At 54.2% G+C, this 25,858-nt stretch carries 22 protein-coding genes; 1 reads left to right on the top strand and 21 read right to left on the bottom strand.

The window, feature by feature from the left end:
- Positions 1-17: 17 nt before the first annotated feature.
- The 21 genes from pstA to ravA form a co-directional block, all read right to left on the bottom strand.
- The gene (pstA, locus tag ACVLVH_RS19015) at positions 18-905 is read right to left on the bottom strand and encodes a phosphate ABC transporter permease PstA (protein WP_101763906.1); all 888 of its coding nucleotides are present in this window, start codon (positions 903-905) and stop codon (positions 18-20) included.
- Entirely contained in the window at positions 902-1,864 is a 963-nt protein-coding gene (gene pstC / locus ACVLVH_RS19020; RefSeq protein ID WP_101763907.1) for a phosphate ABC transporter permease PstC, read from the bottom strand. Before pstC ends, pstA begins: the two co-directional genes overlap by 4 nt.
- An 89-nt stretch (positions 1,865-1,953) precedes the next feature.
- Positions 1,954-2,997: a phosphate ABC transporter substrate-binding protein PstS gene (pstS, locus tag ACVLVH_RS19025; protein WP_049852409.1), complete on the bottom strand. Its 1,044-nt coding sequence runs from the start codon at positions 2,995-2,997 to the stop codon at positions 1,954-1,956.
- A 176-nt stretch (positions 2,998-3,173) separates the two neighbouring features.
- Positions 3,174-5,003, bottom strand: a complete 1,830-nt coding sequence (gene glmS / locus ACVLVH_RS19030) for a glutamine--fructose-6-phosphate transaminase (isomerizing) (protein WP_222185620.1) — start codon at positions 5,001-5,003, stop codon at positions 3,174-3,176.
- A 130-nt stretch (positions 5,004-5,133) separates the two neighbouring features.
- Complete coding sequence (gene glmU / locus ACVLVH_RS19035) at positions 5,134-6,504, bottom strand: bifunctional UDP-N-acetylglucosamine diphosphorylase/glucosamine-1-phosphate N-acetyltransferase GlmU (RefSeq protein WP_137386820.1); 1,371 nt, start codon at positions 6,502-6,504, stop codon at positions 5,134-5,136.
- A 163-nt stretch (positions 6,505-6,667) separates the two neighbouring features.
- Entirely contained in the window at positions 6,668-7,087 is a 420-nt protein-coding gene (locus tag ACVLVH_RS19040) for a F0F1 ATP synthase subunit epsilon (RefSeq protein WP_008106717.1), read from the bottom strand.
- Between the two features lie 24 nt (positions 7,088-7,111).
- A complete protein-coding gene (gene atpD, locus ACVLVH_RS19045; RefSeq protein ID WP_008106718.1) occupies positions 7,112-8,509 on the bottom strand; it encodes a F0F1 ATP synthase subunit beta in 1,398 nt (465 codons plus the stop codon).
- Positions 8,510-8,572: 63 nt separating this feature from the next.
- Positions 8,573-9,439 (bottom strand): F0F1 ATP synthase subunit gamma, encoded by an 867-nt coding sequence (gene atpG / locus ACVLVH_RS19050; protein ID WP_101763910.1) that lies wholly within the window; start codon positions 9,437-9,439, stop codon positions 8,573-8,575.
- A gap of 52 nt (positions 9,440-9,491) precedes the next feature.
- A complete protein-coding gene (gene atpA, locus ACVLVH_RS19055; protein WP_008106721.1) occupies positions 9,492-11,033 on the bottom strand; it encodes a F0F1 ATP synthase subunit alpha in 1,542 nt (513 codons plus the stop codon).
- Between the two features lie 14 nt (positions 11,034-11,047).
- Entirely contained in the window at positions 11,048-11,581 is a 534-nt protein-coding gene (gene atpH, locus ACVLVH_RS19060) for a F0F1 ATP synthase subunit delta (RefSeq protein WP_008106723.1), read from the bottom strand.
- 14 nt (positions 11,582-11,595) lie between these two features.
- Positions 11,596-12,066 (bottom strand): F0F1 ATP synthase subunit B, encoded by a 471-nt coding sequence (gene atpF, locus ACVLVH_RS19065; RefSeq protein WP_007893603.1) that lies wholly within the window; start codon positions 12,064-12,066, stop codon positions 11,596-11,598.
- Between the two features lie 107 nt (positions 12,067-12,173).
- Positions 12,174-12,413: a F0F1 ATP synthase subunit C gene (atpE, locus tag ACVLVH_RS19070; RefSeq protein WP_003849523.1), complete on the bottom strand. Its 240-nt coding sequence runs from the start codon at positions 12,411-12,413 to the stop codon at positions 12,174-12,176.
- Between the two features lie 49 nt (positions 12,414-12,462).
- Complete coding sequence (atpB, locus tag ACVLVH_RS19075; RefSeq protein ID WP_007893608.1) at positions 12,463-13,281, bottom strand: F0F1 ATP synthase subunit A; 819 nt, start codon at positions 13,279-13,281, stop codon at positions 12,463-12,465.
- An 8-nt stretch (positions 13,282-13,289) separates the two neighbouring features.
- Complete coding sequence (gene atpI / locus ACVLVH_RS19080) at positions 13,290-13,670, bottom strand: F0F1 ATP synthase subunit I (protein WP_064738312.1); 381 nt, start codon at positions 13,668-13,670, stop codon at positions 13,290-13,292.
- A 713-nt stretch (positions 13,671-14,383) separates the two neighbouring features.
- Positions 14,384-15,001, bottom strand: a complete 618-nt coding sequence (gene rsmG, locus ACVLVH_RS19085) for a 16S rRNA (guanine(527)-N(7))-methyltransferase RsmG (protein ID WP_309836576.1) — start codon at positions 14,999-15,001, stop codon at positions 14,384-14,386.
- Positions 15,002-15,048: 47 nt separating this feature from the next.
- Positions 15,049-16,938 carry a tRNA uridine-5-carboxymethylaminomethyl(34) synthesis enzyme MnmG gene (mnmG, locus tag ACVLVH_RS19090; RefSeq protein ID WP_217549501.1) on the bottom strand — a complete coding sequence of 630 codons (1,890 nt, stop codon included), beginning with the start codon at positions 16,936-16,938 and terminating at the stop codon, positions 15,049-15,051.
- A 442-nt stretch (positions 16,939-17,380) separates the two neighbouring features.
- Positions 17,381-17,821: an FMN-binding protein MioC gene (mioC, locus tag ACVLVH_RS19095; protein ID WP_101763915.1), complete on the bottom strand. Its 441-nt coding sequence runs from the start codon at positions 17,819-17,821 to the stop codon at positions 17,381-17,383.
- A 154-nt stretch (positions 17,822-17,975) separates the two neighbouring features.
- Entirely contained in the window at positions 17,976-18,437 is a 462-nt protein-coding gene (gene asnC / locus ACVLVH_RS19100) for a transcriptional regulator AsnC (RefSeq protein WP_008106733.1), read from the bottom strand.
- A gap of 106 nt (positions 18,438-18,543) precedes the next feature.
- A complete protein-coding gene (ovoA, locus tag ACVLVH_RS19105; protein WP_498949958.1) occupies positions 18,544-20,670 on the bottom strand; it encodes a 5-histidylcysteine sulfoxide synthase in 2,127 nt (708 codons plus the stop codon).
- Between the two features lie 67 nt (positions 20,671-20,737).
- Positions 20,738-22,198 carry an ATPase RavA stimulator ViaA gene (gene viaA, locus ACVLVH_RS19110; RefSeq protein ID WP_192414270.1) on the bottom strand — a complete coding sequence of 487 codons (1,461 nt, stop codon included), beginning with the start codon at positions 22,196-22,198 and terminating at the stop codon, positions 20,738-20,740.
- Positions 22,195-23,691, bottom strand: a complete 1,497-nt coding sequence (ravA, locus tag ACVLVH_RS19115) for an ATPase RavA (RefSeq protein ID WP_192414269.1) — start codon at positions 23,689-23,691, stop codon at positions 22,195-22,197. The genes viaA and ravA overlap by 4 nt, the downstream gene beginning before the upstream one ends.
- Positions 23,692-23,988: 297 nt before the next feature.
- Between ravA and kup the strand changes: the two genes are divergently transcribed.
- Entirely contained in the window at positions 23,989-25,857 is a 1,869-nt protein-coding gene (gene kup, locus ACVLVH_RS19120) for a low affinity potassium transporter Kup (protein WP_498949959.1), read from the top strand.
- Position 25,858: the final 1 nt, after the last annotated feature.

Below are 25,858 nucleotides of genomic sequence, written 5' to 3' on the forward strand. Positions count from 1 at the left end.
GAAGCCGCGCCGGGAAATTAGTGTTTGCCCTTGGCGAAAACCACACGCGCCACAATGTTCAGCAGCAGCACGCACACGGTAATAATCAGCACACCCGCCCACGCCAGGCTTTGCCACTCGGCAAAGGGGCTCATGGCGAATTTAAAGATGGTGACCGGCAGGTTAGCGATCGGCTGCATCATGTCAGTGCTCCAGAACTGGTTCGACAGTGCAGTAAACAGCAGCGGTGCGGTTTCACCGGCGATACGCGCCACGGCCAACAGCACACCGGTGATGATGCCGGAAACCGAGGCTTTCAGCGTAATCGCCGAAATCATCTTCCACTTCGGCGTACCCAGCGCATAAGCCGCTTCACGCATGCTGTCGGGTACCAAGCGCAGCATATTTTCGGAGGTACGAATCACAATCGGGATTTGCAGTAGCGCCAGCGCTACCACACCAGCCCAACCGGAGAAGTGCTGCATCTGCGATACCACAATGGTGTAAACAAACAGGCCCACCACAATCGACGGTGCTGACAGCAGAATGTCGTTGATGAAGCGAATCACTTCCGCCAGCCAGTGTTTACGGCCATATTCCGCCAGATAAATCCCAGCCATGATGCCGAGCGGCGTTCCGATGATCGTCGACCAGAAAATCAGTAAACCGCTGCCGAGTAAGGCGTTGGCTAAACCACCGCCTGCGGTGTTGGGCGGCGGTGTCGATTCGGTAAACAGCTCCCAGCTCAACCCATCAACGCCGCGCGTAACGGTGGTGAACAGAATCCACACCAGCCAGAACAGACCGAATGCCATGGTCATCAGCGACAGCGTCAGGGCAATTTTGTTTTTAGTACTGCGCCATGCCTGCATTTTGCGGCGCGAGGCTTCCAGCTCGGCGCGAGCCTGAACTTCAATAGCGGTCATGAACGGGCTCCTTCACTCTTCGCCAGACGCAGGATCATCAGTTTGGAGATCGCCAGCACGATAAAGGTAATCACGAACAGAATCAGACCCAGCTCCATCAGAGCCGCAACGTGAACACCGGATTCCGCTTCGGCGAATTCGTTGGCCAGCGCGGAGGTGATGCTGTTGCCCGGCATAAACAGCGAAGCGCTGTCGAGCTGGTAGGTGTTACCGATGATAAAGGTCACCGCCATGGTTTCACCCAACGCGCGGCCCAGGCCAAGCATCACGCCGCCGATCACGCCGTTTTTGGTGAACGGCAGCACGATGCGCCAGATCACTTCCCACGTGGTGCAGCCGATACCGTAAGCCGACTCTTTCATCATCACCGGCGTTTGTTCAAATACGTCGCGCATCACCGAGGCGATGTAAGGAATGATCATGATGGCGAGAATCACGCCCGCTGCCAGAATACCGATACCGAATGCCGGGCCAGAGAATAGCGTGCCGACAATCGGGATATTCGCCATCACGTTGCCAACCGGCGTCTGGAAATATTCGGCGAACAGCGGCGCGAAAACAAACAGGCCCCACATGCCGTACACGATGCTGGGGATGGCCGCCAGCAGCTCAATGGCGGTGCCCAGCGGGCGACGCAGCCAGCCTGGCGCCAGTTCGGTCAGGAACAGCGCGATGCCGAAGCTCACCGGCACGGCAATGATCAAGGCAATAATCGAGGTGACGAGGGTGCCGTAAATCGGTACCAGCGCACCAAATTGTTCGTTTGGCGCATCCCAGGTTTTGTTCCACAGGAAAGAGAAACCAAATTTTTGGATGCTTGGCCAGGAGGAGAAAATCAGGGAGACGATAATGCCGCCCATCAACAGCAACACGATAAGCGCGGATAGCTTCACCAGCGCGCCGAAAATCATGTCGCCTTGTTTACCGGGGGCTTTGAACGTCGGCTTAGTGGCAGCCATAGAATTCTCTGTTCTCAGGGGGATGTCAGGGCGGCACGCAGGCCGCCCATTGGGATTGGCCAACCGTCTCGGCTGGCCGGGTCAATCTGTTACTGGTACAGCGCTTTACCGGAGCTATCTTTGATGTTCGCTTTCCACGCTGCACGAATCTGGTTAGCTACGCTTTCTGGCAGCGCGGCGTAATCCAGGTCGGTTGCGGTTTTGCTGCCGCCTTTGTATGCCCAGTCGAAGAACTTCAGCACTTCGCTACCTTTCTCCGCATTCGCCTGATCTTTGTAAATCAGGATGAAGGTGGTTGAGGTGATCGGCCATGCATCGTTGCCTTTCTGGAAGGTCAGATCCTGAGCAAAGGTTTTGCTCCAGTCTGCGCCTTTCGCGGCGTTAGCAAAGCTCTCTTCACTTGGTGCAACCGCTTTACCGTCGGCATCAACCAGTTTGGTGTAGGTCAGGTTGTTCTGCTTGGCGTAAGCGTATTCCACATAGCCAATTGAACCCGGCAGACGCTGTACAAACGCGGCCACGCCGTCGTTACCTTTACCGCCCAGACCGGTTGGCCAGTTAACGGTGTTACCTTTACCAATTTTGCTGTTCCACTCTTCGTTCACTTTTGCCAGGTAGCTGGTGAAGACGAAAGAAGTACCGGAACCGTCAGCGCGGCGAACCACGTTGATGTTGGAATCTGGCAGTTTCACGCCTGGGTTCAGTTTAGTGATCGCCGGGTCGTTCCACTTTTTGATGGTGCCGAGGTAGATGTCGCCCACGGTTTTACCGTCAAGAGTCAGTTCACCGGATTTCACACCTGGGATGTTAACCGCCAGCACCACACCACCAATGACGGTAGGGAACTGGAACAGGCCGTTTTTCTGCAGATCTTCTTCTTTCATTGGCGCATCAGACGCACCGAAATCGACGGTTTTCGCGATGATTTGCTTCACGCCGCCGGAAGAACCAATACCCTGATAGTTGATTTTGCTACCGGTGGCTTGCTGGTACTCGGCTGCCCACTTGGCATAAACCGGCGCCGGGAATGTCCCGCCTGCGCCCGTCAGATCGGTGGCTGCAAAAGCAGAAACCGCGCTTACTGCGAAGGTGGCGGCGAGGATTCGGGCTACGGTGCTACGCATCAGTGTCATGTTCCCTCCAGGGGATTCAAAAAAATCAGGCTCAATGCCTTTTTAGTAGGAGTCAGTGATTGCTGCTGGAGGGAAAATAGGACAGTTTGATGACAGTGAAATGTACGAAATATGACAGTTATATGACAGCGTGCAGAAATGAAGCGGGCCCATTGCGGGCCCACTCTTGTTACTGATTATTCAACGGTAACCGATTTCGCCAGGTTACGTGGCTGGTCAACATCGGTACCTTTAATCAGCGCCACATGGTACGAGAGCAACTGTAACGGCACGGTGTAGAAGATCGGTGCAATCACCTCTTCGACGTGCGGCAGAGAGATGATTTTCATGCCATCGCTGTCGCTAAAACCGGCATCCTGATCGGCAAACACATACAGCAAACCGCCGCGCGCGCGTACCTCTTCAATGTTGGATTTCAGCTTCTCCAGCAGTTCGTTGTTAGGCGCAACCACGATCACCGGCATATCGGCATCAATCAGCGCCAGCGGACCGTGCTTCAGCTCGCCCGCCGCATAGGCTTCGGCGTGGATGTAGGAGATCTCTTTCAGCTTCAGCGCGCCTTCCATGGCGATTGGATACTGATCGCCACGGCCAAGGAACAGCGCATGATGTTTATCCGAGAAACCTTCCGCCAGGTTTTCGATCACTTTATCCTGCGCCAGCATCTGCTCGATGCGGCTCGGCAAGGCCTGCAGCGCGTGCACAATCTCGTGCTCGGTTTCGGCTTTCATGCCGTGCAGACGACCGAGTTTCGCCACCAGCATCAGCAATACTGCCAGCTGCGTGGTGAAGGCTTTGGTGGATGCCACGCCAATTTCAGTGCCGGCTTTGGTCATCAGCGCTAAATCGGATTCACGCACCAGCGATGAACCGGCCACGTTACAGATGGCCAGCGAACCGAGATAACCCAGCTCTTTCGACAGGCGCAGCGCCGCCAGCGTATCGGCGGTTTCACCCGATTGTGACAGCGTGATCAGCAGGCTATTTTTACGCACTGCAGATTTGCGATAACGGAATTCTGAAGCAATTTCCACATCACAAGGCAGGTTAGCCAGCGACTCAAACCAGTAACGCGAAACCATGCCGGAGTTGTATGACGTACCGCAGGCGATGATCTGAATATGTTCGACCTGGCTCAACAGCGTCTCAGCATCCGGGCCCAGCTCGCTGAGATCGACTTCGCCGTGATTAAAACGACCGGTGATGGTGTTTTTGATCGCGTTCGGCTGCTCGTAAATCTCTTTCTGCATGTAATGACGATAGATGCCTTTGTCGCCGGCATCGTACTGAGCGGTCGATTCGATTTCAGCGCGCTTAGTGGTTTTACCGTCACGATCGATGATGGTGACTTCGCGGCGAGTGATCTCCGCAATATCACCCTCTTCCAGATAGATGAAGCGACGCGTCACCGGCAGCAGCGCCAGCTGATCGGAAGCGATAAAGTTTTCGCCCACGCCACGGCCAATCACCAGCGGACTACCGGAGCGCGCCGCCACCAGCAGCGAAGGATCGCGGCTGTCCATGATCACCATGCCATACGCACCGCGCAGCTGCGGAATAACGCGCAGCACCACTTCACGCAGCGTGCCGCCCTGCTTCTGCTCCCAATGCACCAGATGCGCCACCACTTCGGTGTCGGTTTCTGAGGCAAAGTGATAGCCGCGCTCAAGCAACTGCGCGCGCAGCGGCTCATGGTTCTCAATGATGCCGTTGTGCACGATGATGATGTGCTCGGAAACGTGCGGATGCGCATTGGCCTCCGACGGTTCACCGTGTGTCGCCCAGCGCGTGTGTGCGATACCGGTGCCGCCAATCAGCGGCTGCTGCTCTGCGGCTTCCGCCAGGTTCTGCACTTTACCCAGACGACGCAGGCGCGTCATATGGCCCTGACGATCAACGACGGCTAATCCCGCGGAGTCATAACCGCGATACTCAAGACGACGCAAACCTTCCAGCAGAATTTCTGCGATGTCACGCTGCGCTACTGCACCAACAATTCCACACATAGTAATTTCCTGACTTCATGGCTTTCGGCCATTGCGTTGTCATACGACCTGATTTCCCCGAGCCTTGTAGAGAGTGGGGATATTTTTTTATGGCACTGCTAACAGGCCGATCGTTGTCGGCCTTTAAAATTTATTTTTTCTTAACAGGACGCTGCCAGCCCGATTTTTGATTCTGTTCTTTACGGTTGTAGACCAGATCCGCAGCTAACACATCTTTCATTATCGTGGTGCCCGCGGCGATGGTCGCACCGCTCGCCACGCTGACTGGCGCCACCAGTTGGGTATCCGAACCGATAAACACGTTGTCGCCAATGATGGTTTTGGATTTGTTGGCGCCATCGTAGTTACAGGTAATGGTACCCGCACCGATATTCACGCCCGCGCCAATTTCCGCATCGCCGAGATAAGAGAGGTGACCCGCTTTAGAGCCTTTGCCGAGCGTGGCTTTCTTCATCTCTACAAAGTTGCCCACGTGCGCCGCTTCCGCCAACTCGCTGCCCGGACGCAGACGCGCAAAAGGCCCAACCGTACAAGCAGCGGCTAACGTGGCATCTTCGATCACCGAATAAGGGCTGATTTCACAGTCGTCAGCAATCACGCTGTTTTTAATGATGCAGCCGGCACCGATTTTTACGCGGTTGCCGAGCGTGACCTTGCCTTCGATGATCACGTTAGTGTCGATCTCCACATCGCGGCCGTGTTGCAACGCACCGCGCAGATCGAAACGCGCCGGATCGCGCAGCATCACACCCGCCAGCAGCAGCTTTTCTGCCTGCTCGCTTTGGTAGACACGCTCAAGCGTTGCCAGCTGCAGGCGATTGTTGACGCCATCGGTTTCGCTGATGCGCGCCGGATGCACCGCATTGATCACGCGGCCTTCGTGGTGCGCCATGGCGATGATGTCGGTGATATAGAATTCGCCCTGCGCATTATTGTTGTTAAGTTGTGCCAGCCAGCGCTTGAGGTCGCCACCGTTGGCAATCAGGATGCCGGTGTTAATTTCCTGAATTTTTAGCTGTTCTGGCGAGGCATCTTTCTGCTCAATGATGCCGATCACCGTGCCGTTTTCACGCACGATACGACCGTAGCCGGTTGGGTTATCCAAAACTACGGTGAGTAAGCCAATGCCACCCGCGGGTTTCGCGTCGCGCAGACGTTGCAAGCTGGCCTGCGAGATCAGCGGCACGTCGCCGTACAGCATCAGAATATCTTCGTCATCGGCAAAGAAGGGCGCGGCCTGCTGCATCGCGTGGCCGGTACCGAGTTGCTCAGCCTGCAGCACCCAGTTGAGTGCGTTATGCGCTAACGTTGACTGCAGTAAATCTCCGCCGTGGCCATAAACCAGATGGATCTGCTGGGCGCCCAAACCGGTTGCGGCATCAATAACGTGCTGAACCATTGGTTTACCTGCAAGGGTGTGCAGAACTTTGGGCAGGTCGGAATACATTCGGGTGCCTTTGCCAGCGGCTAAGATCACCACACTCATCGCGTTCGTAGACATAACTATCCTGATTCTCTTCAACTTTCGAAAGTGTAAGGTTTAACCCCGAGATTACTACATTTTTCTCGGGTCGAAATTAGCCGGGCTCAGCGCCAGGCGGCAAATTTTGGGCAAAAAAAATGCCAACCCAAAGGGCTGGCATTTCGTGACGCATAAAGCCTGATTACATCGCTTTTTTGGTCAGCTCGATGACACGCAGTTTCGCGATGGCTTTCGCCAGTTCCGCAGAAGCCTGAGCATAATCCACGTCGCCGTGGCTGCTGTTCATGTGCTCTTCCGCTTTACGTTTCGCTTCCAGCGCGCGCGCTTCGTCGAGGTCTTCACCGCGAATCGCGGTGTCGGCCAGAACGGTGGTGCTGCCAGGCTGAACTTCCAGCACGCCGCCAGAGAGGTAAATAAACTCCTCTTCGCCGTGCTGTTTCACGATGTGAATCATACCAGGCTTGATGGCTGTCAGCAGCGGGGCGTGGCCAGGACGAATCCCCAGCTCACCTTCGCTACCTGACACCTGGATACGCTCGACCAGACCGGAGAACATTTGTTGCTCCGCGCTGACCACGTCCAGATGATAAGTCATAGCCATACCATTCCTCCTGGGAAACCTAAATTACAGTTTCTTCGCTTTTTCTACGGCTTCTTCGATAGCGCCGACCATGTAGAACGCCTGCTCTGGCAGGTGGTCGAATTCGCCTTCCATGATGCCTTTGAAGCCACGGATGGTGTCTTTCAGGGTGACGTACTTACCTGGAGAACCGGTGAAGACTTCAGCAACGAAGAACGGCTGAGACAGGAAGCGCTGAATCTTACGCGCACGTGCCACCAACAGTTTGTCTTCTTCAGACAACTCGTCCATACCCAGGATAGCGATGATGTCTTTCAGTTCCTGGTAACGCTGCAGCAGAGACTGCACGCCACGCGCAACGTCATAGTGCTCCTGACCCACGATCAGTGGATCCAGCTGACGGCTGGTAGAATCCAGCGGGTCAACGGCTGGGTAGATACCCAGAGAGGCGATCTGACGGCTCAGCGTAACGGTTGAGTCTAAGTGAGCAAAGGTGGTTGCTGGTGACGGGTCAGTCAAGTCATCCGCAGGAACGTAAACGGCCTGTACAGAGGTGATTGAACCGGTCTTCGTGGAGGTAATACGCTCCTGCAACACACCCATCTCTTCTGCCAGCGTTGGCTGATAGCCTACCGCAGATGGCATACGACCCAGCAGTGCTGATACTTCAGTACCGGCCAGGGTGTAACGATAGATGTTGTCGATGAACAGCAGAACGTCACGGCCTTCATCACGGAATTTTTCCGCCATGGTCAAACCGGTCAGTGCTACGCGCAGACGGTTACCCGGCGGCTCGTTCATCTGGCCATACACCAGCGCTACTTTATCGATAACGTTGGAGTCAGTCATTTCGTGGTAGAAGTCGTTACCCTCACGAGTACGCTCACCCACACCAGCAAATACCGAATAACCTGAGTGCTCAGCCGCGATGTTACGGATCAGCTCCATCATGTTTACGGTTTTACCTACACCCGCACCACCGAACAGACCGACTTTACCGCCCTTAGCGAACGGACACATCAGGTCGATAACCTTGATGCCGGTTTCCAGCAGTTCCTGCGAGTTAGACTGATCTTCATACGAAGGTGCTGCACGGTGAATAGAGGAAACCTCTACTACAGTGCCGTCGTCATTCTGCAGGTCGCCTTTCATGTCGATTGGCTCACCCAATACGTTCATGATACGGCCGAGGGTTGCTTTACCAACCGGAACCTGGATAGGTTTTTTCAGGTCGGTAACTTCCAGACCGCGCTTCAGGCCGTCAGAAGTACCCATGGCGATGGTACGAACCACGCCACCACCCAGCTGCTGCTGAACTTCCAGCACCAGACGAGCATCACCATTTTTCACCTCGAGAGCGCTGTATACCTGCGGTACCGCGTCCTGAGGGAATTCGACGTCAACTACGGCGCCGATAATCTGGACAATCTTTCCAGCTGCCATCTTGAATCCTCTACCTAATACGAAAATACCCAGCCGCGCTCGCGCGACAGGATATATGCCTGGTTAAACCGCGGAGGCTCCCGAGACGATCTCGGTAAGTTCCTGGGTGATGCTGGCCTGACGAGCTTTGTTGTAAACCAACTGCAGCTCTTTGATCAGGTTTCCGCCGTTGTCGGTTGCAGCTTTCATTGCAACCATACGTGCGGCCTGCTCACTGGCCAGGTTTTCCACCACACCCTGATAAACCTGCGATTCGACGTAACGACGCAGCAGAGTATCCAGCAGCGCTTTCGGATCGGGTTCGTACAGGTAATCCCAGGTCTTCGCCTTCATCTCTTCTTCACCTTCCGCTGGCGGTAACGGCAGCAGTTGGGTAATGGTCGGAGTCTGAGACATGGTGTTATTAAACTTGTTGGCAACGATATACAGCTTGTCGATGCGACCTTCATCGTAGGCCTGCAACATCACTTTTACCGGGCCGATCAAATCAGACAGTGCAGGCTTATCGCCCATACCGGTGACTTGTGCCACGATGTTGCCACCTACAGAGCCGAAGAATGAATTGCCTTTCGAACCGATAACAGCCAGATCGCTCTGTACGCCTTTATCCGCCCAGCTTTTCATATCTGCCAGCAATTTTTTGAACAGGTTAATGTTCAAACCACCACAAAGCCCGCGGTCAGTCGAAACGACCAGGTAGCCGACGCGCTTAACGTCACGCTCATCCAGGTAAGGGTGCTTGTATTCCAGATTACCCAAGGCAAGGTGACCAATCACTTTGCGCATGGTATCTGCATACGGACGGCTGGCCGCCATGCGTTCCTGCGTTTTACGCATTTTGGAGGCGGCGACCATTTCCATCGCTTTGGTGATCTTCTGCGTATTTTTTACGCTTCCGATCTTACTACGTATTTCTTTTGCGCCGGCCATTAGCTTCTCCTCAAAGCCTTGCGGCCTGCCTTTTCAGACAAGCCGCCAGACATTACCAGGACTGGGTTGCTTTAAACGTTTCGAGGAGGCCTTTCAGCTTCTCTTCGATTTCGTTATTGAAGTTACCCGCTTGGTTGATTTCAGCCATCAGCTCAGCGTGATCGCGATCCGCGAACGCCAGCAGAGCGGCTTCGAAGCTGCCGACTTTCGCCAGTTCAACATCGTTCAGATAGCCGCGCTCAGCAGCAAACAGCACCAGACCCTGTTGCGCAACTGACATCGGCGCATACTGTTTCTGTTTCAGCAGCTCGGTCACTTTCTGACCGTGGCTCAGCTGTTTACGCGTTGCATCGTCCAGATCGGAAGCGAACTGAGAGAACGCAGCCAGTTCACGATACTGTGCCAGCGCGGTACGAATACCACCGGACAGTTTCTTGATGATCTTAGTCTGTGCAGCACCACCAACACGGGATACCGAAATACCCGGGTTAACGGCTGGACGAATACCGGAGTTGAACAGGTTAGATTCCAGGAAGATCTGACCATCAGTAATCGAGATTACGTTGGTCGGAACGAACGCAGAAACGTCACCCGCCTGAGTTTCGATGATTGGCAGTGCGGTCAGAGAACCGGTCTGGCCTTTCACTTCACCGTTGGTGAAGCGCTCAACGTAGTCAGCGCTAACGCGTGATGCACGCTCCAGCAGACGAGAGTGGAGATAGAACACGTCACCAGGGAATGCTTCACGACCTGGTGGACGGCGCAGCAGCAGAGAAATCTGACGGTAAGCAACAGCCTGCTTAGACAGGTCATCGTACACGATCAGTGCATCTTCACCGCGGTCACGGAAGTACTCACCCATCGCACAACCGGCGTACGGTGACAGGTACTGCAGTGCTGCAGATTCAGAAGCAGAAGCGACAACCACGATGGTGTTAGCCAGCGCGCCGTGCTCTTCTAGTTTGCGAACTACGTTAGAAATGGTTGACGCTTTCTGACCAATCGCAACGTAGACACACTTGATGCCTGAATCGCGCTGGTTGATGATGGCGTCTATTGCCATTGCAGTTTTACCGGTCTGACGGTCACCGATGATCAGCTCACGCTGGCCACGGCCGATTGGAATCATCGCATCGACAGATTTGTAACCGGTCTGAACAGGCTGGTCTACTGACTGACGGTCGATAACGCCCGGTGCAATCACTTCAACAGGCGAGAAGCCGTCGTTTTCAATTGCGCCTTTACCGTCGATCGGTGCACCCAGGGTGTTCACCACACGGCCCAGCAGGCCACGGCCAACTGGAACTTCTAAAATACGACCCGTACATTTTACTTTCATGCCTTCCGCGAGGTCAGCATACGGGCCCATCACTACTGCACCAACCGAGTCACGCTCGAGGTTCAGTGCGATAGCGTAACGGTTGCCCGGCAGGGCAATCATCTCACCCTGCATGACATCGGCCAGGCCGTGTACGCGGATGATACCGTCACTTACAGAAACAATAGTACCTTCGTTGTGAGCTTCACTCACGACATTGAACTGAGCAATGCGCTGCTTGATCAGTTCGCTGATTTCGGTGGAATTCAGTTGCATATGCTCCAGTCCCCTTAAGACTGCAAGACGTCTGCCAGACGATCAAGACGGCCGCGTACGCTGCCATCAATGACCAGGTCACCCGCACGGATAACCACACCTGCCATTACAGACTTATCAATTTTGCAATTCAGCTTAACTTTACGTGACAGACGTTTTTCCATCGCGGCGCTGATTTTAGTCAGCTGACTGTCACTCAGCGTGCTGGCAGAAATCACATCAACTTCGGCTGTCGCTTCATAAGCGTCACGCAGTTGAATGTACTGAGCCAGTACGGCTGGAAGCGCTGTCAAACGTCCGTTTTCGGCCATTACCTTAATCAGGTTCTGGGCGTTTTCATCAAGTTGATCGCCACAAACTGCAATGAAAGAAGCAGACAAAGCTTCCGGTGCGAGCGCACCGGAAAGAAGATCTGCGATCTGTTCGTTGCGAGCCACTTCTGCGGCAAACGCCAGCATGGATTGCCAGCGATCGATGCTTTGATGCTCAACAGCAAAGTCAAAAGCTGCTTTGGCGTAGGGGCGAGCTACAGTAATCAGATCAGACATCAGCCCCTCCCTCCTTACAGTTCAGCGACCAGTTTATCAACGATGTCGCTGTTAGCAGCTTCATCCACGGAACGTTCGATGATTTTCTCGGCGCCAGCTAATGCCAGCAACGCGACTTGCTTACGCAGCTCTTCACGGGCACGCGAACGCTCGGCATCAATTTCTGCCTGCGCCTGCGCCACGATGCGGTTACGTTCAGTTTCAGCTTCGGTTTTCGCTTCGTCCAGAATCTGGGCACGGCGTTTGTTCGCCTGCTCGATAATGACCTGAGCGTCTTCTTTCGCTTTTTTCAGCTGGTCGGTCGCATTGGCCTGCGCGAGATCTAAATCTTTCTTCGCGCGCTCAGCAGAAGCAAGGCCTTCAGCAATTTCTTTCTGGCGCTTTTCGATGGCAGCCATAATCGGCGGCCATACGTACTTCATGCAGAACGCGACAAACAGAATGAACGCGATGGCCTGGCCGAGGATTGTTGCATTAATGTTCACAGCACAATGCCTCTTATTAAGTTAACTTGCTCTGCCGCTATCAGAGATAAACGGCAGAATCCGTCCCTCATCACACCAGGTGCCATGAGTGAACAAGGCTACCAGGTTTAAGCGACAGCAAACATCACGTAGAGACCCAGACCTACAGCGATCATCGGGATTGCATCCACCAGACCCATTACAACAAAGAACTGCGTACGCAGCAGAGGGATCAGATCCGGTTGACGCGCGGCGCCTTCCAGGAATTTACCTCCGAGGATGCCGATACCGATCGCAGCACCGATTGCCGCCAGGCCCATCATCACAGCGGCAGCCATGTACAGCAGATCCATATTCAGGTTTTCCATGACAGTCTCCAGTTTGTTTCAGTTAAAAGCTTAAGTGTTGAGATAAAAATCAATGTTCTTCAGATGCCATCGACAGATAGACGATCGTGAGGACCATGAAAATGAAAGCCTGCAGCGAAATGATCAGGATGTGGAAAATGGCCCAAGGCACATTCAACAACCACTGCGACCACCACGGCAGCAAGCCGGCAATCAGGATAAAGATCAACTCACCCGCATACATGTTGCCGAACAGTCGCAGACCCAGTGAAACAGGCTTGGACAGCAGGCTAACACCTTCAAGAATCAGGTTAATGGGGATGAAGATCGGGTGATTAAAAGGCTGCAGCGTCAACTCTTTGGTGAAGCCGCCAATGCCTTTCATTTTGATGCTGTAGAACAGAATCAAAATAAATACGCCCAGCGCCATAGACAGCGTGATGTTCACGTCTGCAGACGGCACGACGCGCAGCGCCGGCAGGCCTAAATAGTGCTCGCCGATAAACGGCAGCAAATCGATAGGCAGCAGATCCATGAAGTTCATCAGGAAGACCCAGACGAAAATCGTCAGAGCCAGCGGGGCGATAAGTTTGCTTTTACCGTGGTACATGTCGCGCACGTTGTTATCAACGAAGCCGACAACCAGTTCGATAGCCGCTTGTAATTTCCCTGGAACACCGCTGGTAGCGCTTTTCGCCACTTTGCGGAACAACACCAGGAAAATCAGTCCCAGCACCACAGAGAAAAACATGGAATCGATATTTAATACCCAGAACGTCGCGGGAGCGTCGTGCGGATTCACCAACTCGAAAGTACGCAGGTCCAACTGAAGGTTATTCAGGTGGTGACCTATGTATTCTTGCGGAGTAGAGATTTCTCCAGCAGCCATGATGCCTCTTACCCTTTGTTGTTAATTACAGCCGGAGCGACGATCTGCACCACCAGCACCGATAACCACGTGATTGCGAGTGGCCAGAAGACCGCTCCAAACACACCCAACGCCACCGCGAGGAAAATGACGGTTGTGAAAACCTTCAACACTTCACCGAGGGCGAAGCTCCAGGCAACACGTCCTTTCGCAGGCGTTTGATCCTGCAGGCGCCAGGCCAAAAACATAAACAACACGTTCGGCAGCCAGGCTGCCACGCCACCCGCGATGGCGGAGGCGCCCCAGGTAACCTCTTTCAGGGTAAAGAGCGCACCGATGATGACAAAGGTCACCAGCTGAATGATCAGCACGGCCCGGGCTAATTTCACACTGTAAAGAGACACTGACATGACGCTGAACTCTCCTGCCCCGAACGGGGTATGTCGCGTGTCGTATAAGACTGCCTTTACTCATTTGAGTCAAGCAGCAAAAGCCGTGCAAATTATACGGGCGCCACCTGCGATTTCAATCGGTAAGTAGCGAAAAGGTGAACAATTATTTAAATTTCTTTCTGAAGGGCTATTTTTCAAAACATCGTCTTCAGGCAATGTCTGACTTTAAGTCTGAAAATGCCCGACCGACTTGCTTTTAAAGCGTGCTTTAGATCACATAATAAACAAGGAATGCCTGACTGAATTTGTTTCAGACAAGATTTATACGATTTCTACATTGTATTAAGCACTTATAAATCAGAGTTTTAATTTTATTATTTAACTGTTGCGCTTCGATTTTCGAGAAAAACACTCTATTGACATCATGCGCTGCAATAAAAACGCAAAACTGATATTACGTACGCCAATTTATTGCAAAGTTATATTTTCACCAGTGATTATTTGGTTGGGTAAATACACCCAAAAAAGTGATCTCCGTGATAATGAAATGTGAATTATTCGTTAAATGTAACAGAGATTTTCGGATAATTTCCGCCGGGGATGTTAACTCGCGCGCCCTGCCCTGCGAAATAAAAGCTTTTACCTAAAAGTGTTCAATCGCTGCTTTTTCGTTCAGGGCAATGACTAAGACAAACGGCATGAAGCAGCTTAAATCCATACCGTTTAAAAGGCTATTGGCGGGTAATCACCACCAGATGGCGTTCACCATCCAGCTCGGGTACCTGCAGAGGTTGAATTTTTTCCACCGTAAAGCCAGCGGGTAATGCAGCAATCTCATCATCCGGACGCACACCTTTCAGGGCATAAAAGCGACCTTCAGGACCCGGCAGATGATGACACCAGGTCAGCATATCCTCGAGTGAAGCAAATGCACGACTGATAACACCGTCGAATGGCGGCTCAGACGGGTACTCTTCAACGCGGCTCTGCACCGGCGTGACGTTAGTAAGTCCTAACTCATGTTGTACCTGACGCAGGAATCGCACGCGTTTGCCGAGGCTATCCAGCAAGGTGAAATGCGATTGCGGGCGCACAATGGCCAGCGGAATGCCTGGTAAGCCCGGACCGGTGCCGACATCAATAAAGCGTTCGCCCTGCAAATGTGGCTCAACCACCATGCTGTCGAGAATATGGCGTACCAGCATCTGCTGCGGGTCGCGCACTGATGTCAGGTTATAGGCCTTATTCCACTTATGCAGCAACTCAACATAGCCAACCAACTGCTGTTTTTGTTGATCGGTAAGGGAAATGTTTGCCGCTTTTAGCAGCGAGGAGAGTTTGTTGATCACAACGAGAATTCCATTAACGGGGGCGAGTTGCCTCGCCCCAAAGTCGATCAGGCGCTTTTACGCAGCAAGCCCTGTTTTTTCAGGTAAATCAGCAGAATTGAGATGGCCGCAGGCGTGATGCCCGAAATACGAGAAGCCTGGCCGATGGAAGTCGGTTTGTGATCGTTGAGTTTGGCGATCACTTCATTCGACAAGCCATTTACCTGTCGATAGTCGAGCTCGACAGGCAACAAGGTGTTTTCATTGCGCAGCTGGCGATCAATCTCTTCCTGCTGACGCGCAATGTACCCTTCGTATTTCACCTGAATCTCCACCTGCTCAGCAGCTTGCTCATCTGACAGTGCCGGACCGTAGCTGGCGAGTGACGTCAGCAGCGGATAGGTCATCTCTGGACGACGCAGCAGATCTTCACCGCTGGCTTCTTTGGTGAGCGGCGCACTGATCACCGCGTTCACTTCCGCCACGTTATCCGATTTTGGATGCACCCACAGATCGCGCAGGCGTTGACGCTCCTGCTCAATCGCCTCCAGTTTCTGGTTGTAGCGCGCCCAGCGGGCATCATCAACCAGACCGAGCTCGCGACCGGCTTCGGTCAAACGTAGATCGGCGTTGTCTTCGCGCAGCATCAGGCGGTATTCAGCGCGTGATGTAAACATGCGGTACGGCTCTTTCGTGCCCAACGTACACAGATCATCAACCAGCACACCAAGGTAAGCCTGATCGCGACGTGGCGCCCAGCCCTCTTTATCGGCGGAAGCGCGTGCTGCGTTGAGGCCGGCCAGCAAACCTTGCGCTGCCGCTTCTTCGTAGCCAGTGGTGCCGTTGATCTGGCCGGCAAAGAACAGGCCGTGGATAAATTTGCTTTCCAGCGTCGGTTTGAGATCGCGTGGATCGAAGAAATCATACTCGATGGCGTAACCCGGACGGATGATCTTCGCGTTTTCCAGTCCTTTCATCGAACGTACAATCTGCATCTGTACGTCAAACGGCAGGCTGGTGGAGATACCATTCGGGTAGATCTCGTTGCTGGTCAGGCCTTCCGGCTCCAGGAAGATCTGGTGCGCATTACGATCGGCAAAGCGCATCACTTTGTCTTCGATCGATGGGCAATAACGTGGACCAATACCTTCGATGATCCCGGCATACATCGGGCTACGATCGAGGTTGTTGCGAATCACGTCATGCGTCTGTTCGTTGGTGTAGGTGATCCAGCATGGCACTTGTTGTGGATGCTGTGAAACCTTGCCCATGAACGAGAACACCGGCATCGGATGATCACCGTGCTGCGGTGTTAGCACCGAAAAATCAATCGAGCGTGCGTCGATACGTGGCGGCGTACCGGTTTTCAGACGGTTTACGCGCAGCGGCAGTGCACGCAGGCGTTTTGCCAATGGGATTGATGGCGGATCGCCTGCACGGCCACCGCTGTAGTTATCCAGCCCGATGTGGATTTTGCCATCAAGGAAGGTCCCGACGGTCAGCACCACGGTTTTGGCGCGGAACTTCAGGCCCATTTGCGTCACAGCACCGACGACACGATCGTTTTCCACAATCAGATCGTCAACCGCCTGCTGGAAGATCATCAGGTTTGGCTGGTTCTCTAATGCGGTGCGTACCGCCTGGCGATACAGTACACGGTCAGCCTGAGCACGTGTGGCGCGAACAGCGGGGCCTTTACTCGCGTTTAGTATCCTAAACTGGATGCCTGCCTGGTCAATTGCCGTGGCCATCAAACCGCCTAAGGCATCCACTTCCTTCACCAGATGTCCTTTCCCGATGCCACCGATCGCCGGGTTACAGGACATTTGTCCAAGCGTATCAATGTTATGGGTGAGTAACAGGGTTTGCTGACCCATTCGGGCTGCGGCCATCGCGGCCTCTGTGCCCGCATGACCACCACCGATTACGATGACGTCAAAAGGATCTGGATAAAACATGAAGTGGGTCCTCGTTAGTGTTTCGGACAGGGATCGTTGCCCTGGGCGGTGGATTCTACTGAAATAATGTCGGCGGCGAAAGTCGCGGGATCCCGAGGTTTAAAAGAAAGGATCTTAAGTCTTTTATATGATCTTTCTGTTAGATCTACTATTAGGATCGCATCCGGCTGTTGATAACCCCAAAAAATTCAGGCTAAACAGCAAATTAGCGAGGATCATTAGCTGTGAATGATCGGTGATCCTGATCCGTATAAGCTGGGATCAAAATGGCTACTTATGCACAGCCTAAAAAAGAAACAGACGTTGTTATTTGGATAACTACTGGTTATACGCATGAAACAGGCCATGTTATCCACAGTCGATCGCGGGTTTAAGGTAAAAAAACAGCGCAATCAACTGGGGATCATTCTATTTTCCCGATCCCCAGCCACTAAAGATCGTTTTAAATCTGCGTTTTCCATGTGGCGACCCACACTTCGGCCGCGTCTTCCGGGATCTCATGCTCCAGCACGTCGATCTCCAGTCGATCGCCAATGCGTTTGGCGCCCAGTTGGTTCAATTGCTCTTCCAGCAGCTTGATCGCGCCGCAGAAAAGATCGTATTCATGATTACCGATGCCGACTGCGCCATAACGTAAGCCAGAGAGGTCCGGTTTTGTTTCCTGCAGTGCTTCATATAAAGGAAGCAAATTATCAGGCAGTTCACCGGCACCGTGCGTGGAGGTAACGATCAGCCAAATCCCTTCCGGTAGCAGCTCATCCAGCTCTGGGCCATGCAGCACCTCGGTTGAGAAGCCCGCTTCCTGCAGTTTTTCTTCCAGATGTTCAGCAACATATTCGGCGCTGCCAAGGGTACTTCCACTGATTAACGTAATATCGGCCATGATGCTCTCCCGCACTAAAGGCGAGCATTGTACGCTGTGATCAAGCCGTGATCCACCTGTGGAAAACAGGGTTAACAGTAGAAAGCATCAGGCGGCAAGTCGCGCTATACGCGCGATCTGCCGGGGATAAGTTTGTGCACAGATTAGAGAGGGATCACGGCTTAATGGTGCGCATGATCGGGTTTTGCAGGGAGATCAGGGTTTCGGTGGACTGAATTTCGTCGATGGTCTGGATCTTATTGATCAACACCTGTTGCAAGGCATCGATTGATCGGCACATCACTTTGATAAAGATGCTGTAATGACCGGTGGTGTACCAGGCTTCCACCACTTCATCCAGCGCGTCGAGTTTGCTCAGAGCCGCCGGATAATCGCGCGCGCTTTTAAGGATAATGCCGATAAAGCAACACACATCGAAGCCGAGCTGACGCGGATCGATCTCCACGCGCGTGCCCAAAATAATGCCCGCCTGACGCATCTTCTCCACCCGCACATGAATGGTGCCGGGGCTGACGTTGAACTGCTTGGCGAGCTCGGCATAGGCGGTACGCGCATTCTGTAGCAGCGCATTCAGAATGCCGCGATCCAGGTTATCCAGCTGAAGGTGTTCCGCCATTGTCCATCCTCGTTGAGTTCTTCTTCTATGAATAGAGGAGAATGTGCAGCAAATTAGCGGTGCAGGCAAGGTGCAGACAACAGCCATGCCGTTGTCTGCCTGCTTTTTAGCGCTTACGCCAGAAGGTCACTTGCGCCTGCGTGTGCTGGAATTTGCGCGCCGTTTCGCGGATCACAAAGGGTACATCCTGCGGCGGTGCCACTTCGTCAAAGGCATCACGTAACAGACGCTGCAGCGCCTGATAGGTTGTCAGCGCTTCACCATTTTCGCGAACACCGCCCAGCCAGTTCTCTTTCGGCGTGAAATCTTCCAGCCAGGTATACGGCGATGACAGCACCAGCAAACCACCGGCGCGGATCATCGGCGTGACATCCTGCAGGAAACGTTTTGGCTGACGCAGACGATCGATCAGGTTAGAGGCCAGCACCAGATCGTAACGGTCCGGCTGCGGCTTCAGGTTACAGGCATCGCCCTGCACAAACTGAATACGCTGCGCTTGCTCAGCTTCCAGACCAAACTCTTTCAGCCGCACCTGACGATACTCCACCAGATCGCCCTCTTCAGGCACCACATAGCGGAAATCCTCACCGGAGGTCAGCTGCAGCGCAACATCAATAAAGCGCGCCGAGTAATCCATGCCCGTTACTGCCTCGAAGTGTCGCGCCAGTTCAAAGCTGGCCCGCCCGGTGGCGCAGCCGATGTCCAGCGCCTGACCCCGCGCAGTAGAGTGCGGCAGCAGTTTTTCCACCAGCGCAGCCGCGTAGTTGGGTACGTTGTAGTAGCTCGGTCCGTACTGGAAATCGAGATACTGCGACACCATGCTGTCGGTTTCATAAGGATTGAGCGTCATGCTCTCTTCATGGGAAGAAACGACATAGCGGAAACCGGCGTGCTGGAAGAAGTGACGACGGAAGGCGTAACGCGCAGACTTCAGCGCTTCATTGCCGGTGGAAATCCAGCTGCCACCTTTGATCAGCGCATGTTTGCCATCAAAGGTTGGTGTGGAGAAATCGTCGTAGAGCGGATGCACCTTAAAGCCTTCGAAACCGTTGGTTGGCGTCGTGGTCCACTGCCAGACGTTGCCGACGATGTCGTAAAACTCACCTTGTGCGAAGCGATCGACCGGGCTGGAGGAAGCCCAGTATGCCAGATTGATGTTGCCCGGCGCTTCAGTCCAGTCCGGCTGATCGCCGCCAACTTGCTCACGCAGCTGCGCCCATTCGGCTTCGCAGGGAAGCTGAACAGATTTACCGGTCTCTTCCGCCAGCCAGCGACAGAACGCGGCGGCTTCCAGTTGATTCACTTCCGCCGGCCAATCCCACGGCATCGCCACTTCTTCGGCCAGCACGCGCAGTTTTAGCTGATCGGGCAGCTTTTCGTCACCGACCCAGAATGTCGGCATCTGCGCACCGGAAAATTCACGCCAGCCCCAACCTTCGTCATCCCACCAGCGGCGATCGTTATAACCGTCCGCCGCAATAAAACGATAAAACTCAGCATTGCTGACCAGCATTTTGCTGGCCTTAAACGGCTTCAGTTCGGTTTGCTGGCTACCGTATTCGTTATCCCAGCCATAAGTGTCGTCGGTTTTGCCCTGCTGCACACGGCCGCCGGGCATCGCGATCAGAGAGTTTTCCGGTACCGATTGACGATCGTGACGCGCCTGCGGGCAAACTGGCCAGTGCGGCTGCGGCTTAACCCATTCAATCGGCAACTGGCGCATCAGCACGCTGGAGGTTTCCAGATGAATACGTTCGTGTTCGATGCCCATCAAAACCACCCACGCCGGGCTGTCCCAGTCGATCGGCAGTTCCAGCGGCATGGTGCGAATAAACTCACTCACCAGGCTTTTCACTTTGCCACGATAGTCGCGCACTTCTGCGATGGTCGGCCAGTCGTAATGGCTGTCGTTGAGATCGTCCCAGCTCATCTCATCCACGCCGATCGCCATCATCGCCTCAATACGATCGTCAACGCGTTGATCGAGGTAGCGGCCCGCCATCAGCTTATTAATGTAGAAGGTTGCGGTGTGGCCAAAATAGAAGATCAGCGGATGGCGCAGCGAAATGGCTTTGTTAAACCAGGCGCGCTCGTCCGCCAGGCAATCAAACAAGCTTTCATACAGTTCCCAGGTTTGGGTGAAGTACGCCAGAAGCTCGGCCCGTTTTTGTTCGGAGTGTTGGCCGGAAAGTTTCAGCGTACGGGTCGGTGCGGGAAGTTGGGCGGTCGTCACAAGGTGCTCCAGTTTGCTAAATGCTCGAACTTATCAATATAGCAAATTAGCATTTCCGCCAGATGAATTAGCGCTGCCAGCGGCGCAGCAGACGGCTTTTCAGGCCGGTATCGAAGCGCCAGATGTGATCGAAGACGCGCAGAATGCCGGGTTTGCCATGCAGCGACATTGCTACCGCGTGGAAGCGCTGTTGATGTTGGCGCTGACGCTGCTTAATGGTGCTGACGATGTCGTCCGGCAAACGCTGGGCAATAAAATCCGAAACGATCACCGCATCCGCTTCCTGCCACGCGCTGCCTTCCATGCGTTTCACCACCGCCGCAAGGCAGGCAGCGAGATCGGTACCGCCGCGAAAACGCTGGCTGAGGAAACGGATCGCCTGCTCAATGCCGTTATCAGCGGTGAGTTCATAACCGATCACTTCATGAGCAAACAGCATGATATAGCAGCGGCGCTTATCCGCCAGCGCCACTTTCAGCAGCGCCAGGCAAAAGGCTTTGGCGCAGCGCTCATTGAAACCGCCCATCGATCCGGACGTATCAACGCAAACGATAAACGGGCCGCGCGGTTGCTCCTCATGCTGCTGGTGGCTGGCCGGACTCATGGTGACTTTTTCGTGCCACGCATCGCCCTGCAGACGATAAGTCAGCAAGCGTTTCTCGACTAAGCGCCGATAAAACTCCAGCTCTAACTCGCTTATGCTCAATGCCGCCAGCTCAGGTGGCAACAGACGCAGCACATCATCGCTTTGATGAATGCCGCTGACTTCTTCCGGTACGTTATCCGGTTCGCGCACCAGCTGGTGAAACGCTTCCAGCGGTACATCCTGCGACGGCACCGATTTGGCCTCGCGGCTGCGACCCAGCTGCTGCGCCAGCTTCATCAATTCCGGCTGCTGGGCGAGGAAATCGCCGTACTGCACAATCAGTTCATAATCGCCGTGCTGCAGCGGCGCTTTGCTTAAATCCCACAGGCGTCCGGCGGCAGCTTCATCGTCATCGGTCAGGATCGGCGCCAGCTGACCGCTAATCGCCATGCGCTGCTGCAGCTCGGCCATCAAGCGTTCGCGCTGCTCTTCCAGAAGGGTTTCATTCAGCGTCAGCGTTTGCAGCGTCAGGCTGAGGCGCCAGCGTTGCAGGAACAAGGTGTGTTGCGCGTTGCTGAGCTGGTCGCTTTCAGCATTCAGCAGCAGTTTGCTGGCTTCTTCGATGAATGGCGACGGCAGGCTTTTCAGCTGCGTCATGATGTTGGGTAACTGTTGGGTGAAATGTTGCGTGCTGAGTAGCTGCATCTGTTGAAACAGCTGAAACTCCTGCGCCAGCGCTTCTGGCACCGGCGTGACTTTGATCTGCTCGGCGATCTCCGATCGCCAGCGCGGCAGATCGCGCATCATGGCTTGTTTCAGGCGGGGAAATTTCTCAAAGAACAGCGCCAGTTGCGGCGAGGCGAGCAGCGCGATAATCAGCTCTTCGATTAACTCGGTTTCGCCAATCGACAACAGCGCACTCAGCGTCTCCAGTGAGATCATTTTCTCGCCTGTTTCAGCTGTTCCGCGACATCCTGCAGGCTGGTTTCGATGCGCGCCAGCCAGTCATCGCTAATGAACAGACAGCGCTGATGCTGGCTGAACAGCGTGCGCTGCGCGCGCAGCTGGGTTTCCAGCGCGTCATATTCATCAGCGATCTCCTGCGGCATCTCGCTGCTGCTGCTGGCGCCCGGCAGCGTCAGACGCGTGGATTGCAGGCTGGCATCGCGCAGCGTCAAACAGTGATGAGTATCCACCAGCATATCCAGCGTCTGACCAAAGCCGATGCCGTTCAGCTTGCCACGGATTTCACCGCCCTTCAGCAGCCACTGATCCAGCGCTTCGCGGCCAATCAGAATGTGCGTCACCTGCATGTCGTGCAGCATCAACGGTTGTTGCAGCATTAGCGTCAGTTGATCATCGGTGATGGCGGCGGGTAATTCGTAGTGCGGTTTGCGGCTGAACATGCCGCTGTGTTTCTCCAGCGTCAGCGCTTGCGCCACGCTTTGCTGCTGTTGCAGCGCCAGCTGGCGGCTTTTGATCTGCTGCAGCTTATGTAGCAGCGCCTGTTGCTGCCACGCATGTTGCGACATTAGCGTATCGATTTCGCGATCCAGCATTTTCATCGACGCCACGTCATGCCACAGGCAATCTTTCAGCAGCACTAAGTCGATGGGCGCGATGGCCACGCGGCCGCTGTAAAAGGCGCTAGCCTGCAACAGGTGAATGGCTTTCTTCCAGCGACGATCGGAAATGTACGGCGCGTCCGGCAGCGTTTCTAACTGCTGACGAAGCTGATAAATCAGTTCAAACACATGATCCGGCAAACTGACCTGGCTGATGCCTTTCTGCCACTGCTCATACTCTTCGTCGCTGATGCGCAACGATTCCGCCACTGGATTGTCGTTTTCATCCTGCTGGTGGGTGAGCATGCTGCGGAAGTTCTGCTTCTCATGCACGTTATCCAGCCACAGGCGAATCAACATGCGGTCATACAGCGCTTCGAGGCCACTATCGGCTTCCGGCAATTCGTTGGAAGCGGTAACCAGCAGGCGCATTGGGATTTTTTCTTCGCTGTCGCCATTGCGGAAGCGGCGTTCGTTAATGGCAGTCAACAAGGTATTAAGAATTGCCGGGCCGGCTTTCCAGATTTCGTCGAGGAAGACTATTTCGGCATCCGGCAGATAACCTTTGGTCAGACGCTGATAACGCCCTTCATCTTTTAGTGCCTGAATCGACAGCGGGCCAAACACCTCTTCGGGGGTGGAAAAACGGGTCATCAGGTATTCAAATGCGCGGGCGTGCTGGAAGGCATATTTCAATCGGCGGGCAATCAGACTCTTGGCGATGCCCGGCGGCCCGAGCAGAAACACACTTTCGCCACTTAAGGCAGCCAGCAAACAGAGGCGGATCGCATGATGGCGTTCATACAGCCCTTTTTCCAGAGCGTTGCTCAGGCGAGAAATTCTTTCTGCCAAAAGATGGGGTTGAGCCATAATCACATCATTATCCTTTTGATCCTGGTGCCGTCATAGTCTGGCGAGCGCAATACTCTACTGATTATCATGCGCGATTGCGTTGATAGCCGTCAGCTTTTTTGTTTCAGAAGGTTGATGCGAGAAAACTCGCCGCTTCCAACGGTTTTTTGGCGCTATTTTCGGCGAAAAACCGCGTCACCGACGCGATGGTGACACTTTGTAAGAGTAGGTTTTTTTGGGAATATGTGCATACTGTGCGCTTTTTGATGGCTTGAGCGGAAGGCAAGCGCCTCCGGCTCCAACAAAAGACAACTTATGAGCTCGGATAAGAAACAGTCCCTTGGGGCAGTCACGCTGGCGGCAATTGGCGTGGTGTATGGCGATATCGGTACCAGCCCACTCTATACATTGCGTGAATGCCTCTCTGGTCAGTTTGGAATTGGCGTGGAGCGCGAAGCGGTTTTTGGCTTCCTGTCGCTGATTTTCTGGCTGCTGATTCTGGTGGTGTCGCTAAAGTACATCAGCTACGTAATGCGTGCAGATAACGCCGGTGAAGGCGGGATTTTAACGCTGATGTCACTGGCCGGACGAAACACCGGCGCCAGAGCCACCGCGATACTGGTGATCATGGGCCTGATCGGCGGCAGCTTCTTCTACGGGGAAGTGGTGATCACGCCGGCGGTGTCGGTGTTATCGGCGATAGAAGGTCTGGAAATTGCCGCGCCGAGCCTCGATACCTACATCGTGCCGTTGGCGATTGCGGTGCTGACCTTGCTGTTTGTCATCCAGAAGCACGGCACCGGCATTGTCGGTAAGCTGTTCGCGCCGGTGATGCTGCTGTGGTTTATCATCCTCGCCGTATTGGGTGCGCGTAGCATCATTAATAATCCTGACGTGCTGCACGCCATGAATCCTTACTGGGCGCTGCACTTCTTTATTCAATACAAAAGTGTCTCTTTCTTCGCGCTGGGCGCCGTGGTGCTGGCGATTACCGGCGTGGAAGCGCTGTATGCCGATATGGGCCACTTCGGTAAATTCCCGATTCGTCTCGCCTGGTTTATCGTGGTGCTGCCTTCACTGGTGCTCAACTACTTTGGTCAGGGCGCGCTGCTGCTCAAACATCCTGAAGCGATCAAAAACCCGTTCTTCCTGCTTGCGCCGGATTGGATGCTGATCCCGATGTTGATTCTCGCCACCTTAGCCACAGTGATCGCCTCGCAAGCGGTGATTTCCGGCGTGTTCTCATTAACGCGTCAGGCAGTGCGTCTCGGCTATTTGCCGCCGATGCGCATTGTGCACACCTCAGAAGAGGAGTCCGGGCAGATCTACATTCCGGTGATTAACTGGCTGCTCTACTTCTCGGTGGTGATTGTGATTGTTGGCTTCGAGCACTCCAGCAATCTAGCGGCGGCTTATGGCATCGCGGTCACCGGCACCATGGTGCTGACCGCCATTCTCTGTTCTACCGTGGCGATTCAAAACTGGCACTGGAACCGCTATCTGGTGGTGCTGATTCTGATTGCCATGCTGATCATCGACGTGTCGCTGTTCTCCGCCAACCTGATCAAAGTGTTCTCCGGCGGTTGGCTGCCGCTGACGCTGGCGCTGATGATGTTCATCATTATGACTACCTGGAAAAGCGAGCGTTTCCGTCTGCTGCGTCGCATGCATGAGCACGGCAATTCACTGGAAGCGATGATTGCATCGCTGGAGAAATCGCCGCCGGTACGCGTGCCGGGCACCGCGGTGTATATGTCGCGTGCGCTGAATGTGATTCCGTTTGCCATGCTGCATAACCTCAAGCACAACAAAGTGTTGCATGAGCGCGTGGTGCTGCTGACGCTGCGTACGGAAGATGCGCCTTACGTGCACAACGTCCGTCGTGTGACCATCGAACAGTTGTCGCCGACCTTCTGGCGCGTGGTGGCGAGTTACGGCTGGCGCGAAACGCCAAACGTCGAAGAGATTTTCCACCGTTGCGGTCTTGAAGGCCTGAACTGCCGCATGATGGAAACCTCCTTCTTTATGTCGCATGAATCGCTGATTATCGGCGATCGTCCGTGGTACCTGCGCCTGCGCGGCAAGCTGTTCCTCGCGCTGCAACGCAATGCGCTACGCGCGCCGGATCAGTTTGAAATCCCACCGAACCGCGTGATCGAGTTGGGAACCCAGGTCGAGATTTAAT

It is taken from the genome of Kluyvera sp. 1366, assembly GCF_054823405.1.